Genomic DNA, 17,162 nt, shown 5'->3' with positions numbered 1-17,162 from the left:
TTTTTGTGTTCACCGGCGCGAAGACGCTGCCGGATCGCTTTAGTGGTGGCTAGAGGCGGGCTCGAACCGCCGACCTCAGCATTATGAGTGCCGCGCTCTAACCAGCTGAGCTACCTAGCCACGTTGGGTACCGGTTGCTGCAAGGCTGGTCGCGCAACAACTCAGGGGCGCGAAAGTGTAGTCGGCCAGCGGAAAAGGTTCAAGGGGTGTTTGCCTTGCCCGGGCTCGACCCCTGTGGTTGAATCGAACCAACGGTCCATCGCGGGCACACCCGCCAACCCTGGCGGCAGGCACGCGGTGGTCACCCAAAGGCTCGGACGAGGAGGCCGGCATGATCGACGCCGATGGTTATCGTCCCAATGTGGGCATTGTACTGCTGAACGCCGATGGCCGGCTGTTCTGGGCCCGTCGCGTCAGTCGTGATGGCTGGCAGTTTCCCCAGGGCGGCATGCGCTCGGATGAAACGCCCATCGAGGCCATGTATCGCGAGCTGGAAGAGGAAACCGGCCTCGGGCAGGGGCATGTGGAGGTACTCGCCACCACTCCCGGTTGGCTGCGCTATCGCCTGCCGCACCGGTACCTGCGCCGACACCAGCGGCCCATGTGCATCGGCCAGAAGCAGGTGTGGTTCCTGCTTCGTTTCACCGGCGAGGAGGATCACCTGCGCCTGGACGCGGCCGACAAGCCGGAGTTCGACTCCTGGCGCTGGGTCGATTTCTGGTATCCGGCCGATCATGTGGTCTCGTTCAAGCGGCAGGTGTATGAACGGGCCTTGCGCCAGTTCGCGCCCTTGGTCGAACGTACGTGCCGTGTGCACATCGAGCGGCCACGTGGGCCAGGGCCGGCACGAGGGTTCGCTGCGGCCTGACCGGATGCCTGCTGCCGCAAGCCGAAACGTCATGCGGCAATCATTGACAATCATTCGCATTTGCGTTTGAATGCGCACGTCCCAGAGGGTACCTGCCTCATGTACGTGTGCATCTGTAACGCCGTCACCGATCACGACATTCGCCGCCACGCCGAGCAGGGCGTGCACTCGTTTGCCGATTTGCAGCAGCGCACCGGCTGCTCCGATTGCTGCGGTAACTGCGAGATGGAAGCGCGCCAGACGCTGAAAGAAGCCATCGTGCAGATCCGCGCACCCGCGCGCCTGATCGCCGCCGCCTGATCGCCGCGCCCTTCGGCGCGTGTCACGATTCATCCCCATTTGCGTTTCGTCACGGCCGGCGCCAGGGCGGTATAGTCATGCTCAGACTTGACGCACCCTGCCCGCAAAAGATTTCAAGGAGAGGCCGATGAAAGGCGACGCCAAGGTCATCGAATTTCTGAACAAGGCGCTCTACAACGAGCTGACCGCGATCAATCAGTATTTCCTGCACGCCCGCATGTACAAGAACTGGGGCTATATGGCGCTGGCCGATCACGAGTACCACGAGTCGATCGACGAGATGAAGCACGCCGATTGGCTGGTCGAGCGCATCCTGTTCCTGGAAGGCCTGCCCAACCTGCAGCACCTGGGCAAGTTGCTGATCGGCGAGAGCCCGAAGGAAGCGCTCGAATGCGATCTGAAGCTCGAGCACACCGCCGTGCCGCTGCTGCGTGAAGCCGTCGCGCACTGCGAGCAGGTTTCTGATTACGTCAGCCGCGAGCTGTTCGAAAAGATCCTGTGCTCGGAAGAAGAACACATCGACTGGCTGGAAACCCAGCTCGACCTGATCGCCAAGCTGGGCGAGCCGCTGTATCTACAGGGCAAGGTCGGCGCTACCAGCGCCAGCTGAGCCAGACACGGCTCAAACTAAAAAAGCGCCGGCGCCTTGAGGGCTGCCGGCGCTTTTTTATGCCTGGAGCAAGTTCAGAACGGCTTGACGATCACCAGGATGACAATGGCTATCAGCAGCAGTGCCGGCAGCTCGTTATAGAGACGCAGGCCGCGACTGGTCCAGCGACACGTCTCGCGTTTGAGCTGCCCGGCAATGCGCACCAGGCTGAAGTGATAGGCGATCAGCGCCAGCACCAGCGCCAGCTTGGCGTGGAACCAGCCGGCGTGGCTCAGATAGGTCGGCGCATGACGCATCCACCACACCACCAGCGCGATGCCAAAGGCGACCGCCAGGCCGCCGCCGATGTGGGTGATCGCCAGCAGGCGCTTTTCCATCACCTTGAAACGCTCGCGCAAGGCTGGCTCGGTGGCCTCCACGTGATAGATGAACAGTCGCGGCAAATAGAACAGGCCGGCAAACCAGGTAACCACAAAAATGACGTGAAAGGCCTTCAGCCAGAGCATGTGAAAGAGTCCTTGGGGAAACTGGAGTGGGCACGCCGACCAGCGCAGGCGCCAGACCAGTATAGGCGGGCGCTCCGGCTCCGCCCACGCAGCGGCCCGCAGCGCGCCGTTCATCATCGCGTCATCACGTTTTCTTGACGGCTTCACCGGGCTTTGGCTAGATGGGCTGCTCATTGACCGGTGCCAGCATGCCTATTCAGCCACCGCCCCGCTTCGTGGTTCGCCCTGCCGATGCACCGCCCTCGCGGATGCGTCGCGGCACGTGGATCGCCGCGTGGCTGCTCAGCCTGATACTGGTGGCACTGCTGACGGCATGGTTGGCCAGCGGTGACAGCAGCCTGCCCGTGGTCGGTCATGGCCAGCGCCAGCTGCGGGCACAGAACGAGACGCTGAAGCAGCAGCTGGCCGATCTGCGCCAGGCGCGCACCGTGGACCAAGTATCGATGAAGCACCTGCAATCGGCGTTGTCCGACCGCGATGAGCAGGTCAACGGCCTGCGCGCGGATCTGGCGTTCTATTCGCGACTGGTCGGCGGCGCGCAGCGCGATGGCGTGCACCTGCAGCGCGTGACGCTGGCGCCGGTCACCGGTGCCCAGCGCGCCTGGAACCTGGGCCTGACGCTGACGCGCAACGCACGCAAGGGCGGACAGGTGGACGGCAAAGTCATGCTGACGGTCGAGGGCATCGACCATGGCAAGCTGACCACACTGGACGAAAAGTCCCTGACCGGGAACGGCCAATCGCCGGATCTGAGCTTTTCGTTCAAGTATTTTCAGCAGCTTCACGGCACCCTGATGCTGCCGGCCGGCTTCACACCCAACCGCCTGAAGGTGAGTGTGCAGCCGCGCCACGGCAGCGCGGTCGAGCAGACCGTGAGCTGGGCCGATGCATTGAACAAGGCGGAGAACAACGATGTGGAATCAGACCAAGGGTGACAAGCGCTCGGCGGCTGGGCCGTCCCACTCGGCGCGGGCCTGTGCCGACACCAGCCTGGTGGCGCAGGGGGCGCGCGTCTGTGGTGATGTGCACTTTGCCGGCACCCTGCATCTGGATGGCTGCGTGGAAGGCGCGGTACGCGCCGAAGCGGGCACTGAGGGCACCTTCACGCTGAGCGAGCACGGCCGTGTCATCGGCGAGATCCGGGTACCGCGCGCGGTAATCAACGGCCATGTAAAGGGCGACATCCACGTCTACGATCGCCTGGAACTGGCCGCCGAAGCCCGCATCGAAGGCGATGTGCATTATCGTGTGCTGGAAATGGCCGCCGGTGCCCAGATCAACGGTCGCATGGTGCACGAGACGGAAACACCGCGGCAGCTTTCGGCTCCACAGGCGGTCAATGTGCCGGCGGAAGAAGCCGAGCTGGCGCACGAGGCTTGAACCTGGGGCACCCGCCATCATCTAATGGTGGTCCCCACATCAAGACGGAGCCTTTGCGCTCCGCACAAGCGTTGACGCCATGGAAGTTTCCCTCGACATGCCCGATTACCGCAGCAGCGGCGCACCGCTGGAGTTCACCGATGCTGCCGCGCGCAAAGTGCAGGAGCTGATCGACGAAGAGGGCAATCCCGAGCTCAAGCTGCGCGTGTACATCAGCGGCGGTGGCTGCTCGGGCTTCCAGTACGGCTTCACCTTTGACGAAGCCCGCGCCGAGGATGATTTCGCGCTGGACAAGCACGGCGTCACGCTGCTGGTCGATCCGCTGTCGCTGCAGTACCTGGGCGGTGCCGAGATCGACTACGCCGAAAGCCTGACCGGCGCGCAGTTCGTGATCCGCAACCCGAACGCACGCACCACCTGCGGCTGCGGCTCGTCGTTCTCGATCTGACGTGGACCGGCCCGGCTCAGTCGCCTTGCGCTACCGCGCCAACGCCTTCACCGATCTGGCCCTGGATCGCGCCGCCGAGCGGCGTGACGACGCGGCGTGGGTGCAGGCGCAATGGCAGCAGCCGCAAAGCCGCGTACTGGCCATCGACAGCGAGGGCCGCCTGCTGGCCAATGCCGGGCGCGCCGCGCCGCGCTGGCTGAACCAGGACGAGCGCCAGCGCCCCGACGCTGCGCCCAGCCTGCTCGGCCTGGCCGATGGCACCGCCTACTTCCTGCTGCCGGCCGATGACACCCTGGCCAACACACTGCATGCCGAACCACTGGGCCTGCGAGAAGCAGGGCTGACACTCACCCCATTCGAGGCGGGCCTGTTTGCCTACGCCCGCGCACTGGCGCACTGGCAGGCGGTAACGCGTTTTTGCACGCGCTGCGGCGCACCGCTGACGCTGGTCTCGGCCGGCCATCGCGCGCAGTGCACACGCTGCGGCCACCTGCAGTTTCCGCGGACCGACCCGGCGATCATCGTCATTGTCGAGCACGACGGCGCCTGCCTGCTGGGCCGTCAGCCCACCTGGCCCACCGGGCGCTATTCCACCCTGGCCGGCTTTGTCGAACCCGGCGAGGCGCTGGAAGATGCCGTGCGCCGCGAGGTGCACGAAGAGTCGGGCGTACGGGTCAGTCAGTGCAGCTATCATTCCTCGCAACCCTGGCCGTTCCCGGCCTCGCTGATGCTGGGCTTCAATGCCGAGGCCACCTCGCGTGATATCGCCTTGCGCGATGGCGAACTGGAAGACGCGCGCTGGTTCACGCCGCAGGCCATTGCCGAGGGCGTCGAGGCGGGCACCTTGAAGCTGCCCTTCGGGGTGTCGGTATCCAGGCGCCTGATCGAGGACTGGCTGGCTCTTCGCGGTGGCGAGGCACTTTTGCAACGGGTGCTGCGCGCCGCCAGCGCCGACTGATCGCCCGCACTCGCGTGCGCTGCTGCGCTTGACCCGACTCGCCAAGGAGGCCCCATGAGCGCCCCGCAGACCAAACACGATCCGGCCAGCCACAGCCTGACCTTCACCTTCGGTCATGATGAGCTGGTCGTGCGCCGCCGCTACCAGGTGCTGAGCATCCTCAACGATGTATGCATCGGCGTGTGGTTCCTGATCGGCTCGATCATGTTCCTGTCCGACCACTGGCAGACCTTTGGCACCTGGCTTTTCATCGTCGGCAGTGCGCAGTTGTTGATTCGACCGCTGATCCGGCTGGCCCATCACCTGCACCTGAAGCGCTTTCCGGGCGAACGCATGGATCTGTGAGCGGCGTTTCCGGGCCTGGCCACGCTTTGCGTACAATCAGGCCATCGCAAGGGGAATTCTGATATGGCACTGCGCCTGTTTGTCGTCGTCATCGTGCTGTTGCTGCTGTCCATGGTGCCGCACCTGCCCAAGTGGCGCCGTCTGGAGTGGTTCGATCAATGGGTCGGGCATCTTTCCGACAGCAGCGGTGCGGCGCGTGTGCTGGTATGCGTGTTGCCGCCCCTGGCCGCCTGTGCGCTGATTGCCTTCATCCTCTCGCGCACGCCGTATCTGGCCGTGCTGTGGGTGGTATTTGCCGCCGCCGTGCTGGCCTACAGCTTTGGTCCGCGCGAGCTGGAGGCAGATATCGATGCCGTGCTGGCCGCGCCGGATGCCGCCAGCCGGCACGATGCCGCGCAGGCCTTGCGCCCGGGCATCGACGATGAGCCGCTACCGATGCTGGCACCAGCCTGGGTGGAGGCAACGGTGGTCTCGGCGCTGTGGCGACGCTTTGGCGTGCTGTTCTGGTTCCTGCTGGCCGGACCCACCGGGGCCATCGGCTATCGCCTGGTGCAGTTGCTGGCCGCGGGGCAGCCGGCCACGCGGCTGGACGCGGCCACGCGCGCGGCAGCCCGGCGCACGCTGGAAGTGCTGGACTGGCTGCCCTCGCACCTGATGGTGTTCGCCATGGCGCTGGTCTCGGATTTCGATGCCGTGGTGCAGGCCTGGCGCGCCTGGCACCGTGAACCCGGCCGTGCCGCGCGGCCGTTCGAAGCCGGCTTTCTGGGGGCGGTGGCCCGCGCCGGCGTGGATGCCGATGTCGAGGCCGGTGACGGCTATGCCGAGGACACCAGCGATCCGGCTGGCGAACTGACCGACACACGCCACCTGCTGACCCGCGTGCTGATGGTGTGGCTGGCAGTGACCGCGTTACTGGTGCTGGCCGACTGGATCATCTAGACGGCGCACACGCAGCTGCCATGCGCCGTCTTCGCGGTTCACCTGCACTCGCCAGCAGGGTGTGGTTGCACACAAGGCTGCGGTCAGGTCGGCATCGGCCAGCAAGACGGCCTCACCGCGCGCCAGCACCGTCGTGATGCGCTGGCTCGCTGATCGGCCGCAGGTATCGACGGCGCCGGCCAGGCCAAGCAGCGCGCCACGCGGCTGCTGGCAGGCCGGGCGCACCGGCCGTGGCATCAGTGCCAGCGCGCGGCACACGTCCGCCGCATCCATCGCCTCGCCCACCAGCAGCAAGGCGCCATGCATCGGCAAGCTCTCCAGACCCTCGCTGCGCAACGGCTCGCGCCAACGAAAACCCAGCCAGGTCAGCGCACGCAGAACAAATTCACGCTGCGCGGCGAACAGCGTCACCGACACCAGCGCGTTACCCAGCGCTACCGCCAGAAACAGTGCCGGTACACTGACACCGGCGTGCAGCATCGCCAGACCAAAGGCAGCCGCCAGCACCATGAACAAGGCGTTGACGATGTTGGTGCCGGCAATCACCCGGGACAGATGGCTGCGCTCGGCGCGCGCCTGCAACATGGCAAACAGCGGCACGATGTAGAAGCCGGCCGCCGTCCCCATCAGACTGAGATCAACCGCGATACGCCAGGCGCCGGGCTCGGCCAGAAAGGCCAGCCAGCCCAGATGACCATGCAGCGCCGCATGGGGCCGCGCCAGGTACAGATCCACGCCGGCCAGGGTGAGGCCCAACGCGCCCAGCGGCACCAGCCCCGGCTCCAGGCGCCGTCCGGAGGCCCGCTCGCACAGCAGCGAACCTACACCCACGCCAATGGAGAACAACGTCAGCGCCAGCGTCAGCACGCTTTCGCTGCCGCCCAGATACACGCGTGTGTATAGCGGCAGTTGCGTGGTCAGCGTGGCGCCGACAAACCAGAACCAGGAGATACCCAGCACCGGCACGCAGACACCGCGGTGACCCAGCGTGTAGCGCAGCACACGCCAGGTTTCCGACAACGGATTGGGATTGAAGCGCAAATTCGGTGCGGTAGCCGGCGCCGGCGGCATACCACGGCTGGCCAGATAGCCGGCCAGCGCCACGCCCAGCACCGCCGCCGAAGCCAGCAGCGGCCCGATGCGTGGCACCGCGATCAGCGTGTTGCCGGCCACCGAGCCGATCAGGATCGACAGCGAGGTGCCGGTCTCGACCAGCCCGTTGCCGCCGACCAGCTCGTCCTCGGCCAGTACCTGCGGCAGGATCGCGTACTTGATCGGGCCGAACAGGGTCGAATGCAGCCCCATCAGCGCCAGCACCGCCAGCAGCAGGCCCAGCGAGTGCAGATAAAAACCCACCGCCGCCAGCGCCATGGCCGCGATCTCCAGCAGCTTCACCAGCCGCACCAGACGCGCCTTCTCGAAGCGCTCGGCAATCTGCCCCGCGCTGGCCGAGAACAGGAAGAACGGCGCAATGAACAGCGCCAGTGCGGCATTGGTGTAGGTGGCCAACGCGCCCTGCGACAGCGCCATCTGGAAGGTCGCCATACCGATCATGGCGTAGCGAAAGGCGTTGTCGTTGAACGCACCCAGCGCCTGCGTGACGAAAAACGGCGCAAAACGGCGCGTGGCAAGCAGGCGGAACTGGCTCATGCAGGGGGCATCGGCAGCGCACGGATTGCCCACGGTGACACGCGTGCTGCCATGGCGGAAGCCCTAGGCGCGATGCAGCGCACGATGGGCGATATCGCGGCGCAGATAGGCGCCATCAAAGTGCACGGTTTCGGCCGCCGTATAGGCGCGATCGCGCGCTTCCTGCAGGGAATCGCCCAGCGCGCACACCGCCAGCACGCGACCACCGGCGGTGACGGTACGACCGGCCTCATCGAGCTTGGTGCCCGCCTGGAATACCTTCACGCCGTCTGGCTGCTCGGCATCCAGACCCTTGATGACATCACCGCTGCGCACCTTGCCCGGATAGCCCCCCGCGGCCATGACCACGCCAATGGACGGGCGCGGATCCCATTTGGCCTGCACGCGATCGAGTCGGCCATCCAGCGCCGCCTCGATCAGCTCCACCAGATCGGACTTCAGGCGCAACATGATCGGTTGGGTTTCCGGATCGCCAAAGCGCACGTTGAATTCAATCACCTTGGGCGCGCCGCTCTTGTCGATCATCAGCCCGGCATAGAGAAAACCGATGAAGGGCGCGCCCTCGGCGGCCATGCCGGCCAGGGTCGGCTCGATCACCTCCTTCAGGATGCGCTGCTCGACCTCGGGCGTGACCACCGGCGCTGGCGAATAAGCCCCCATGCCGCCGGTGTTGGGACCCAGATCACCCTCGTCACGGCGTTTGTGGTCCTGACTGGAGGCCATCGGCAACGCGCGATGGCCATCGCTGATGACGATGTAGCTGGCTTCCTCGCCTTCCAGAAATTCCTCGATCACCACTCGCGAGGAGGCATCGCCAAACGCCTTGGCCCCCAGCATGTCGCGCAGCGCCTGCTCGGCATCGGCCAGCGTCAGCGCCACCACCACGCCCTTGCCGGCGGCCAGGCCGTCGGCCTTGATCACGATCGGCGCGCCATGCGTGTGCACGTAGGCCAGTGCAGGCTCCAGATCAGTGAACACGGCGTAGCGCGCGGTGGGAATGTTGTGACGCTGCAGGAAATCCTTGGAGAATGACTTGGAGCCTTCCAGCTGAGCGGCGATGGCGCGGGGGCCGAAGCAGCGCAATCCTGCCTTGCGGAAACGATCGACCACGCCGGCCACCAGCGGCGCCTCGGGCCCGACCACGGTGAGCTCCACGCCTTCATCCTGGGCCAGATTGAGCAGGCCATCGATATCGGTGGCGGACACCGGCACGTTGCGCAGCCCCGGCTCACGGGCGGTACCGGCATTGCCCGGCGCCACCAGCACCTCGGTCACCTGCGTCGACTGCTTGAGTTTCCAGGCCAGCGCGTGTTCACGCCCGCCACCGCCAATGACCAGCACCTTCATAGCCGCTCCGATTCACTTCACAAGGGTGAGGGGCGCACATGATGCCGCAGCTGACGCCGCGGAGCGAATCGAGGCGCGCGGGCGCAAGCCATCAGAGCATGCGTTTGAGCAAGGCCAGCGCCTGCTGGCGCGGCAGCTTGCCGGTTTCGTTGCGTGGCAGCGACGGCACCCGGCGCAAGGGACGCGGCAGGAATACCGGGTCCATGGCCCGGCGCAGGGCGGCCATCACCTGGGCTTCAGTCAGCTCGGGCGCCACCACCAGTGCCGCGATGCGGCGCACGCCCATGGGATCGGCGCCATCCAGCTGCAGCACCAGGCCATCCTCGACGCCCGGAATGGCCAGCAGACGACGATTGAGGTCGGCCAGCGAGGCGCGCTTGCCGGCAATCTCCAGCAGATCGGTGTTGCGGCCACACAGGCGAAAATGACCCTCACCACGCAGTTCGACCAGATCGGCCAGCACCATCGGCTCGGCCAGCTGCGGTGCCTCGATCAGGGTGCCATCGGGCTGCGGATGCAGGCGCACACCCGGATACATCGCCCAGTCCTCGCCCAGCGCCGCGCGACGGCTGGCGAACACGCAGGTTTCGGTGGAACCGAACATCTCCACCAGCGGTGCACCGAACATCGCTTCGGCCTGAGCCGCCAGTTCCACCGGCATCGGCGCTGTGGCCGAGACCATGGCCGCCAACGGTGGCAGTTCGACATCGGCCTGCACCAGCGCACGCAGATGCACCGGCGTGATAACCAGCACGCGCGGCGCCGGCACCTCGGCCAGCGCGCGGGCCACGTCGGCGGGAAAGAACGGGCGCTCGGCATGCACCGAGGCCGGCCCCAGCAACGGCAGCAACACCGAGGTTTCCATGCCGTACATATGCTGCGGGGGCACGGTCGCCACCATATGGAAGTCACCCTGCACCGCTGCGCCCAGCGGTGCCAGGTTGCCGCGGTTGCTGGCGTGGAAACTTCCCCAGGTCTTGATGTTGGGTTTGGGGCGACCGGTGGAGCCGGAGGTATACCCGATGGCGGCCACGTGCGCGGCGTCGATCATCGGTACGGCCACCGGACGCATCGCCTCGGGCGGATCGGCCAGTTCCGGCAGATGCACGTAGCCGGAAGGCGCCGGCTCCAGCGTGGCCTCGCCCAGCGCGTAGCTGCCCGGATGCGCCGCCATCACCTCATCGACGGCCTGAGGCGCGCGCGAGGGTGGCAGCAGGTTGGTCTGACCGGCCCTGAGGATGGCGCAGAAGGCGACCAGGAACGCGTAGCGATCGGCGCAGAGATTAACCGCGTGGCGTGCCTCGGGTAGCTGTGCGGCGACGGCCTCGACATGTGCCAGGAAGCGCGCGGCGCTGACCGCCTGGCCGCGATGCCAGGCCACGGTCCGCGCGCTGTCACTGGCCTCTAGCAGCGGCAATGACTTCAGGGCCGCGGTCTGTTGCGGCGATTCATACACTTTAGCCATGCGCTTAAAAAGCTCCCCTACGTGATGCGTGCATGCTCGCAACGGGCGTGTTCACGCCACGTCAACGGTGCCGCCTCATCGATCCCCTAGGATCGGATGATAGCGCCAGTAAGCGCATCGTGGATCGGCGTCGGGCGTTCACGGCCACCGCACGCACCTTCGACTACCGCGGCCAAGCCGCTGCCGAAAGCCTCACGCACCGGGCCTGCCTGGCGTGAGGGTGGCTCACCGTGACGGTTGGCGCTGGTCGAGACGATGGCGCCACCGAAGGCCCGGCACAAAGCGGCGGCTACCGGATGCGCGGTGACCCTGAGCGCGATGCCTTCATGCGCTCCGGCGACCCAGGACGGCACGCTGGCGGCCCGCGGGAAAATCCAGGTTTGCGGGCCGGGCCAGGTGGCCTGCACGCGTTCGAGCACCTGCGCATCGACCCGCTGCATGTCGATATAGGGCTCAACGTGTGAAAAATCGGCGCCGATCAACAACACGCCCTGTGTGGGCGGACGCTGCTTGAGCGCAAACAGCGCCTCGAAAGCGGCCTGGTTGGCCGGATCGCAACCAAAGCCATACACCGCTTCGGTGGGATAGGCGATGACGCCGCCGCGACGCAGGGCGTCGGCAGCGGCTACGAGTGCGTTATCCATGGTGGCCAGGCTCAGAACGGCGGATCGTTGTCGGGAGCCGGCGCAGCGTTGCTGGCCGGCGTTTTCTTGGTGGCCGCCTTCTTCGTCGCGGTCTTTTTGGTCGCGGCTTTCTTGGCGGCCGTCTTCTTGGTGGCGGTTTTCTTCGTGGCCGTTTTCTTGGCTGCGGCTTTCTTGGCCGGCGCCTTCTTCGCCGCGGCCTTCTTGGTGGCGCGACCCTTGCGCGCTGGCGCGGCGGCCAGCAACTCGCGGCATTCGGCCTCGGTCAGGGCCTTGGGCTCCTTGTCCTTGGGAATGCGCGCGTTCTTGTCGCCATCGGTGATGTACGGCCCGTAACGGCCGTTGAGCACCTGGATGCCGTTGTCGAAATCCTGGATCACGCGGTTGCGCAGCAGTTCCAGTTTCTCGTGCATCAGCGTCTTGGCGCGCTCCAGCTCGATGGTGTACGGATCGTCTTCCTTGCCCAGCGAGGCATAGGTCGAGCCCTGTTTGACGAACGGTCCGAAGCGGCCGATGCCGACGGTGATGTCTTCGCCATCCTCGCTGACGCCCAGCTTGCGCGGCAGCTTGAACAGCTCCAGCGCCTCCTCCAGGGTCAGCGTGTGCATGCTCTGGCCCGGACGCAAGGACGCGAACTGCGGCTTTTCCTCATCGTCCTTGGTGCCGATCTGCGCGAACGGCCCGTAACGGCCCAGACGCACCGACACCGGCTTGCCCGATTTCGGGTCGGCGCCCAGCTCGCGCGCGCCGGTGGCCTCGCTGCGGTCGACCGTTTCCATCTTTTCTTCGACCTGGCCCTTGAACGGCTGCCAGAAGCGCTGCATCAGCGGCACCCAGGCCTGCTCGCCACGGCTGACCGCATCCAGGTCGTCTTCCAGGCGCGCGGTGAAGTCGTAGTCCACGTACTGGGTGAAGTGCTGGGTCAGGAACTTGCTGACGGCGCGGCCGACGTCGGTCGGCTTGAAGCGGCGGCTGTCCAGCCAGACGTACTCGCGGTTGAGCAGCACCTGGATGATCGAGGCGTAGGTGGACGGACGGCCAATGCCAAATTCTTCCAGCGCCTTGACCAGGCTGGCTTCGGAATAGCGCGGCGGCGGCTCGGTGAAGTGCTGGTCGGCGAAGATATCGGCCAGCGGCACCACATCGCCCTTGGCCAGGCGCGGCAGGCGGCGCTTTTCGTCGTCCTCGTCCTTGTTCTTGGCGTCCTGACCTTCCTCGTAGACGGCCAGAAAGCCCGGATCGACCACGGTGGTGCCAGTGGCGCGGAACGAGGAATCGCCGACCGGAAACTCCACCGAGACGGTGTTCAGCGTGGCGTGGATCATCTGGCAGGCCACGGTGCGCTTCCAGATCAGCTCGTAGAGCTTGCGCTGGTCATCGCTCAAGTAACTGGCCACCTCCTTGGGACGGCGCATGGCCGAGGTTGGGCGGATCGCCTCATGCGCTTCCTGCGCATTCTTGGACTTGGTGCGATACACCTGCACCGACTCGGGCAGCGCGCGGGCGCCAAAGTCCTGCTCGATCAGCGCGCGCAGCTCGCCGACAGCATCGTCGGACAGCGCGGTGGCGTCGGTACGCATGTAGGTGATCAGGCCCACGTTGCCTTCCGAGCCCAGCGCCACGCCTTCGTACAGACCCTGCGCCACGCGCATGGTGCGGCTGGCCGAAAAGCCCAGCTTGCGCGAGGCCTCCTGCTGCAGGGTGGAGGTGGTAAACGGCGCCGCCGGGCGGCGCTTGCGTTCGCGGCTGCTGACCTCATCGACGGTCAGCGAGCCATTGGCCGCCTTGAGCAGCGCCTGGCGCGCGGCCATGGCGGTGGCTTCGTCGGTCAGGTCGAACTGCTCGAACTTCTTGCCATCAAGACGCGTGAGCTTGGCGCGGAAGCCGATATTGTCGTGCGACAGATCGGCCTCGACGGTCCAGTATTCGCGCGCATTGAAGGCTTCGATTTCCTCCTCGCGCTCGACGATCATGCGCAGCGCCGGGCTCTGCACGCGACCGGCGGACAGTCCGCGCTGCACCTTGCGCCACAGCACCGGCGACAGGTTGAAGCCGACCAGGTAATCCAGCGCACGGCGCGCCTGCTGCGCGTCGACCATGTCGTGCGAGAGCTGGCGCGGATGCTCGACGGCGGCCTTGATCGCCTTGGGCGTGATCTCGGAGAACACCACCCGATGCATGTGCTTGCCTTCGGTCAGCCCCTTCTGCTTGAGAATCTCGCTGATGTGCCAGGAAATGGCCTCGCCCTCGCGATCCAAGTCGGTGGCCAGATAGATGGCATCGGCCGGCTTGGCCGCCTTGGCGATGGCATCGACGTGCTTCTGGTTGCGCTCGATGACCTGGTAGTTCATGGCGAAATCGTGCTCGGTGTCGACCGCGCCCTCCTTGGGCACCAGGTCGCGCACGTGGCCGTACGAGGCCAGCACCTGAAAGTCGCTGCCTAGATATTTGTTGATCGTCTTGGCCTTGGCCGGCGACTCGACGATGAGCAGGTTTTTCGCCATGCGGGGGTGAATCCGGAAAATGAATACGTGAGTGGCGCGCGCGGGCGGCTCCCGCGTACGTGCATATATAAGTGGGAACACAGCCCCGTCGAGGCTGTCAAGCAACAATGTGTGATCAGCCCCGGCGCTGATAGCGTCCACCGGGGCAGGTCTCGACCACGCCATCGAGCTCCAGCATCAGCAACATCGACGACAGCGCCGAGGTTTCCAGCCCGGTGCGCTGGGCCAGTGTATCCAGCGCCACCGGGTCGTGACCCAGCGCCGCCAGCAGGCGCTGGTAGTCGCCATCGCCGCACCAGCCCGGAGCCGGCTCGGAGGACACCGGAGCCGCGGCCACCTCGATCGGCAGCTCCGGCGGTGCCTGCGCCAGCCGCTCGGCCAGCTGCGCGCCCAGCGCCTGCGCCATCGGCGTCAGCGCTTCGGTGACCTCGTCGGCCGTTTCCACCAGCCGGGCGCCATCGCGGATCAGGCGATGACAGCCCTTGGCCAGCGGATTATGAATGGAACCGGGCAGGGCGAACACCTCCCGGCCCTGCTCGCTGGCCAGGCGTGCGGTGATCAGCGAGCCCGAGCGCAGGCTGGCCTCGATCACCAGCGTACCCAGGCTCAAGCCGGCAATCAGCCGGTTGCGCCGCGGAAAGTGATGCGGTCGCGCCTCGGTGCCGGGCGGAAATTCGCTGACCAGCGCGCCGCGCTCGACGATGCGCGCGGCCAGCTCGCGGTGCTGGCGCGGATAGACCCGGTCCGGCCCGGTGCCCATCACCGCCACGGTAACGCCATCGGCAGCCACCGTGGCCTGATGTGCGGCGCCGTCGATACCATCGGCCAGACCACTGGTCACGGCCAAGCCGGATGCGGCCAGCGTGCGCGCAAAATCTCGGGCATGATCCAGCCCCGCCGCGCTCGCATTGCGCGCGCCAACCATGGCCACCTGCGGCAGCAGCAGCGCCTCGCTGTGGCCGTTGACGAACAGTGCCGCCGGCGCGCCGGGAATCTCGGCCAGCAGGGGCGGGAAATCGATCTCGGTATAGCGCAAAAGGCGATGACCCGGCGCATCAAGCCAGACCAGGTCCAGCTCCAGGCGCTTGGGGTCGGGATGACGCAGCCAGGCCAACGTATCGCCCTCGGCGCCATGCACCGCCGGCGCGCCCAGCACGGTGTCCAGGGCGCGCGCGGCATCGCCGTCGGCCTCGTCCAACCAGCGCCGCAGCTTGGCACCGCCCACGCCTGGCGCGCGGATCAGCGTCAGCCAGGCCCGTGTGATGATCTCGCTTGCTTCCATGACGCCCCAGTGTAGCGGCGGACGAAAACAAAAACGGCGCGACCAAGGCCGCGCCGTCGTGTCGGTCGATGCCCACAGCGCATGCTGCGGGCACGCCGGAACTACTGAGGCAGCCGCAGCTTGTCGCCCACCTGTACCGGCCGCACATCGTCCATCACCAGCGCGTAGCTGACCCGATCAAAGGTGCGGAACACCATCAGGTGCCCTAGGTATTCGCCTGGCAGTTTCACGTGATTACCGAAGGTCTGGTTCATGTAGCTGCCGGCGACGTCGTCGTGCACGGTCTGGCCAGGGCTGAAGATGGAAAAGGTTTCGCCATTGCTGATGCCATCGGCCGTGCCCACCGAGATGGCCACCACCTGATGCCGGCCCACCGCATACATGGAGTCGGCCAGGCTGATCACACGCGCATTCGGCGGCATCACCTTCGGCGCGTGTGGGTAGAAGTAGGCATCGTACGGATGCTCGTCGACCGGCAGCAGGCGGTCACCCTTGCGAATTTCCATGGTCGAATCGGTCAGCATCAGCGTGGACGGATCGCCGCCGCGCAGCATTTCCGCGGTGCCAATGACCTTCACCTCCACGCCCAGTTCGTCGCCACGGCCATAGTGGCCATCGCCATAGTCGTTTTCGCGCCAGGGCGAATCGACCATGCCGACGTTGGAATTGAGCTCGTGGGCGACCACGTCATCACCCCGCTCACCGTGAACGCCGAATTCGCGGAACACGTGCGAAGGACGCACCACCGCCCAGCGCTGGCCAGGCTGCGAGGTCAGGCCGCGCACGTAGATGAAATGCCCCGGTGTGCCGCGCAGCTTGTTTTCCTCGAAAGCCATCACGTACGGCGCGGTTGACAGCTGGTGGCTGCTGACAACGCGGAAGTCCTTCAGGAACGGGCGCACCTGATCCAGCGCAATCGCCGGTACGGCGTCGGCATCGGTGGCTCGCGCGCGGGGCTTGAGCACCAGCCGCGGGCCGTGATCGTACGACAGGTTCAGCACATCACCCGGGTAGATCAGGTGCGGATTGTGCACCTGCGGGTTGGCCTGCCAGATTTCCGGCCACAGCCACGGCTTACGCAAAAAGCGCGCCGAGATATCCCACAGCGTGTCACCACGCTTGACCACGTAGGTGTCAGGATGACCAGGACGCAGCTCGCTGGTCGCGGCAAACACCGCCAGACTCACGCAGAGGCCGGCAAACAGGACAAGCGTTTTCTTGAGCATGTTGGGCTATCCCCCCGATCCCCCTTGACCTGGGCGAGTGTAATCGAATCGCAAAACCAGGCAAATTGGGGTGATGCAATGATGCCGACCCGCCAGCCGGGTCGTACAATGGGCTCCATCCTAATGGAGAACGGCCTTGGATTTCGCCCAATTGGGCCGCAAATTTGAAGGCTGAGGTGATCGTATATGTCGAAATTGACCATTCTTGAATTCCCGGACCCGCGCCTGCGCACGGTGGCCAAACCGGTCAGCGTGTTCGACGAGGCCATCAAGACGCTGGTCGCGGACATGTTTGAAACCATGTATGAGGCCAACGGCATCGGCTTGGCCGCGACCCAGGTGAACGTGCATCAGCGTGTGTTCGTGATGGACATTTCCGAACAGCGCGACGCGCCGCAGGCGCTGATCAACCCGCGCATCGTCGAGAAAAGCGGCGAGCAGGTATACCAGGAGGGCTGCCTGTCGTTCCCGGGCCTGTATGCCGATGTCGAGCGCGCCGGCTGGGTCCGCATCGAGGCCGAAGACACCGAGGGGCAGACGTTCTCGGTGCAGGCCGATGGCTTGATGGCGGTGTGCATCCAGCACGAGCTGGATCATCTGGACGGCAAGGTATTCGTCGACTACCTGTCGCCACTCAAGCGCAACATGCTGCTCAAGCGCCTGCAGAAGCAGCGCAAGCAGGCCAGCTGACCG

Annotated in this window: 18 protein-coding genes and 1 tRNA gene; 10 read left to right on the top strand and 9 right to left on the bottom strand. The window is 65.9% G+C overall.

What is annotated here, in order from left to right; genetic code table 11:
* Nucleotides 1–43 precede the first annotated feature (43 nt).
* A tRNA-Met gene (locus HBF24_RS09220) sits at nucleotides 44–120 on the bottom strand.
* A 211-nt stretch (nucleotides 121–331) separates the two neighbouring features.
* On the opposite strand from HBF24_RS09220, the gene HBF24_RS09215 reads away from it, so the two are divergent.
* The 3 genes from HBF24_RS09215 (at nucleotide 332) to bfr (ending at nucleotide 1,778) form a co-directional block, all read left to right on the top strand.
* The gene (locus HBF24_RS09215; protein ID WP_167172165.1) at nucleotides 332–868 is read left to right on the top strand and encodes an RNA pyrophosphohydrolase; all 537 of its coding nucleotides are present in this window, start codon (nucleotides 332–334) and stop codon (nucleotides 866–868) included.
* A 99-nt stretch (nucleotides 869–967) separates the two neighbouring features.
* Nucleotides 968–1,168, top strand: coding sequence for a (2Fe-2S)-binding protein (locus HBF24_RS09210; protein WP_167172163.1), 201 nt, complete (start codon nucleotides 968–970; stop codon nucleotides 1,166–1,168).
* Between the two features lie 127 nt (nucleotides 1,169–1,295).
* Nucleotides 1,296–1,778 carry a bacterioferritin gene (gene bfr / locus HBF24_RS09205; RefSeq protein ID WP_167172161.1) on the top strand — a complete coding sequence of 161 codons (483 nt, stop codon included), beginning with the start codon at nucleotides 1,296–1,298 and terminating at the stop codon, nucleotides 1,776–1,778.
* A 74-nt stretch (nucleotides 1,779–1,852) separates the two neighbouring features.
* Here bfr and HBF24_RS09200 read toward each other — a convergent pair whose 3' ends face one another.
* Nucleotides 1,853–2,284: a CopD family protein gene (locus tag HBF24_RS09200; protein ID WP_167172158.1), complete on the bottom strand. Its 432-nt coding sequence runs from the start codon at nucleotides 2,282–2,284 to the stop codon at nucleotides 1,853–1,855.
* A gap of 188 nt (nucleotides 2,285–2,472) precedes the next feature.
* Here HBF24_RS09200 and HBF24_RS09195 point away from each other — a divergent pair, with 188 nt between their 5' ends.
* The 6 genes from HBF24_RS09195 to HBF24_RS09170 all read left to right on the top strand — a co-directional run bounded on the left by HBF24_RS09195 (nucleotide 2,473) and on the right by HBF24_RS09170 (nucleotide 6,354).
* Complete coding sequence (locus HBF24_RS09195; protein ID WP_167172156.1) at nucleotides 2,473–3,219, top strand: DUF6776 family protein; 747 nt, start codon at nucleotides 2,473–2,475, stop codon at nucleotides 3,217–3,219.
* A complete protein-coding gene (locus HBF24_RS09190) occupies nucleotides 3,197–3,664 on the top strand; it encodes a polymer-forming cytoskeletal protein (protein WP_167172153.1) in 468 nt (155 codons plus the stop codon). Before HBF24_RS09195 ends, HBF24_RS09190 begins: the two co-directional genes overlap by 23 nt.
* A 79-nt stretch (nucleotides 3,665–3,743) precedes the next feature.
* Nucleotides 3,744–4,112 carry an iron-sulfur cluster insertion protein ErpA gene (gene erpA, locus HBF24_RS09185; protein WP_167172150.1) on the top strand — a complete coding sequence of 123 codons (369 nt, stop codon included), beginning with the start codon at nucleotides 3,744–3,746 and terminating at the stop codon, nucleotides 4,110–4,112.
* A gap of 1 nt (nucleotide 4,113) precedes the next feature.
* A complete protein-coding gene (gene nudC / locus HBF24_RS09180) occupies nucleotides 4,114–5,070 on the top strand; it encodes an NAD(+) diphosphatase (RefSeq protein WP_343162736.1) in 957 nt (318 codons plus the stop codon).
* 54 nt (nucleotides 5,071–5,124) lie between these two features.
* Nucleotides 5,125–5,415 (top strand): YrhK family protein, encoded by a 291-nt coding sequence (locus HBF24_RS09175; RefSeq protein WP_167172147.1) that lies wholly within the window; start codon nucleotides 5,125–5,127, stop codon nucleotides 5,413–5,415.
* A gap of 63 nt (nucleotides 5,416–5,478) precedes the next feature.
* Complete coding sequence (locus tag HBF24_RS09170; protein ID WP_167172145.1) at nucleotides 5,479–6,354, top strand: cobalamin biosynthesis protein; 876 nt, start codon at nucleotides 5,479–5,481, stop codon at nucleotides 6,352–6,354.
* Here HBF24_RS09170 and HBF24_RS09165 read toward each other — a convergent pair.
* From HBF24_RS09165 to HBF24_RS09135, 7 genes are all read right to left on the bottom strand, one after another.
* Nucleotides 6,325–8,004, bottom strand: coding sequence for an MFS transporter (locus HBF24_RS09165; protein WP_167172142.1), 1,680 nt, complete (start codon nucleotides 8,002–8,004; stop codon nucleotides 6,325–6,327). The two genes, HBF24_RS09170 and HBF24_RS09165, sit on opposite strands and share 30 nt — an antisense overlap.
* A 63-nt stretch (nucleotides 8,005–8,067) precedes the next feature.
* A complete protein-coding gene (purD, locus tag HBF24_RS09160; protein ID WP_167172139.1) occupies nucleotides 8,068–9,351 on the bottom strand; it encodes a phosphoribosylamine--glycine ligase in 1,284 nt (427 codons plus the stop codon).
* Nucleotides 9,352–9,442: 91 nt separating this feature from the next.
* Complete coding sequence (locus tag HBF24_RS09155) at nucleotides 9,443–10,816, bottom strand: AMP-binding protein (protein ID WP_167172136.1); 1,374 nt, start codon at nucleotides 10,814–10,816, stop codon at nucleotides 9,443–9,445.
* Between the two features lie 86 nt (nucleotides 10,817–10,902).
* Entirely contained in the window at nucleotides 10,903–11,460 is a 558-nt protein-coding gene (locus tag HBF24_RS09150; RefSeq protein ID WP_167172133.1) for a Sua5/YciO/YrdC/YwlC family protein, read from the bottom strand.
* Nucleotides 11,461–11,471: 11 nt separating this feature from the next.
* Nucleotides 11,472–13,961 (bottom strand): DNA topoisomerase I, encoded by a 2,490-nt coding sequence (locus tag HBF24_RS09145; protein WP_167172131.1) that lies wholly within the window; start codon nucleotides 13,959–13,961, stop codon nucleotides 11,472–11,474.
* 115 nt (nucleotides 13,962–14,076) lie between these two features.
* Nucleotides 14,077–15,243: a DNA-processing protein DprA gene (gene dprA / locus HBF24_RS09140; RefSeq protein WP_167172128.1), complete on the bottom strand. Its 1,167-nt coding sequence runs from the start codon at nucleotides 15,241–15,243 to the stop codon at nucleotides 14,077–14,079.
* Nucleotides 15,244–15,344: 101 nt separating this feature from the next.
* A complete protein-coding gene (locus HBF24_RS09135; protein WP_167172125.1) occupies nucleotides 15,345–16,469 on the bottom strand; it encodes a LysM peptidoglycan-binding domain-containing protein in 1,125 nt (374 codons plus the stop codon).
* Nucleotides 16,470–16,655: 186 nt separating this feature from the next.
* Here HBF24_RS09135 and def point away from each other — a divergent pair, with 186 nt between their 5' ends.
* Nucleotides 16,656–17,159, top strand: a complete 504-nt coding sequence (gene def / locus HBF24_RS09130; RefSeq protein ID WP_167172122.1) for a peptide deformylase — start codon at nucleotides 16,656–16,658, stop codon at nucleotides 17,157–17,159.
* Nucleotides 17,160–17,162: the final 3 nt, after the last annotated feature.

Source organism: Oleiagrimonas sp. C23AA (assembly GCF_011759385.1).
Taxonomy (GTDB): Bacteria; Pseudomonadota; Gammaproteobacteria; order Xanthomonadales; family Rhodanobacteraceae; genus Oleiagrimonas.
The sequence above is the reverse complement of the archived record's forward strand: the minus strand, read 5'-3'. Positions and strand labels throughout refer to the sequence as shown.

Bases quoted from the DNA above. Each gene is read 5' to 3' on its own strand.
- HBF24_RS09135 (WP_167172125.1), bottom strand. From the start codon at position 16,469: ATGCTCAAGAAAACGCTTGTCCTGTTTGCCGGCCTCTGCGTGAGTCTG.
- HBF24_RS09215 (WP_167172165.1), top strand. From the start codon at position 332: ATGATCGACGCCGATGGTTATCGTCCCAATGTGGGCATTGTACTGCTG.
- HBF24_RS09170 (WP_167172145.1), top strand. From the start codon at position 5,479: ATGGCACTGCGCCTGTTTGTCGTCGTCATCGTGCTGTTGCTGCTGTCC.
- HBF24_RS09145 (WP_167172131.1), bottom strand. From the start codon at position 13,961: ATGGCGAAAAACCTGCTCATCGTCGAGTCGCCGGCCAAGGCCAAGACG.
- dprA (WP_167172128.1), bottom strand. From the start codon at position 15,243: ATGGAAGCAAGCGAGATCATCACACGGGCCTGGCTGACGCTGATCCGC.
- HBF24_RS09210 (WP_167172163.1), top strand. From the start codon at position 968: ATGTACGTGTGCATCTGTAACGCCGTCACCGATCACGACATTCGCCGC.
- purD (WP_167172139.1), bottom strand. From the start codon at position 9,351: ATGAAGGTGCTGGTCATTGGCGGTGGCGGGCGTGAACACGCGCTGGCC.
- HBF24_RS09195 (WP_167172156.1), top strand. From the start codon at position 2,473: ATGCCTATTCAGCCACCGCCCCGCTTCGTGGTTCGCCCTGCCGATGCA.
- bfr (WP_167172161.1), top strand. From the start codon at position 1,296: ATGAAAGGCGACGCCAAGGTCATCGAATTTCTGAACAAGGCGCTCTAC.
- erpA (WP_167172150.1), top strand. From the start codon at position 3,744: ATGGAAGTTTCCCTCGACATGCCCGATTACCGCAGCAGCGGCGCACCG.
- def (WP_167172122.1), top strand. From the start codon at position 16,656: ATGTCGAAATTGACCATTCTTGAATTCCCGGACCCGCGCCTGCGCACG.
- HBF24_RS09200 (WP_167172158.1), bottom strand. From the start codon at position 2,284: ATGCTCTGGCTGAAGGCCTTTCACGTCATTTTTGTGGTTACCTGGTTT.
- HBF24_RS09150 (WP_167172133.1), bottom strand. From the start codon at position 11,460: ATGGATAACGCACTCGTAGCCGCTGCCGACGCCCTGCGTCGCGGCGGC.
- HBF24_RS09175 (WP_167172147.1), top strand. From the start codon at position 5,125: ATGAGCGCCCCGCAGACCAAACACGATCCGGCCAGCCACAGCCTGACC.
- HBF24_RS09165 (WP_167172142.1), bottom strand. From the start codon at position 8,004: ATGAGCCAGTTCCGCCTGCTTGCCACGCGCCGTTTTGCGCCGTTTTTC.
- HBF24_RS09190 (WP_167172153.1), top strand. From the start codon at position 3,197: ATGTGGAATCAGACCAAGGGTGACAAGCGCTCGGCGGCTGGGCCGTCC.
- HBF24_RS09155 (WP_167172136.1), bottom strand. From the start codon at position 10,816: ATGGCTAAAGTGTATGAATCGCCGCAACAGACCGCGGCCCTGAAGTCA.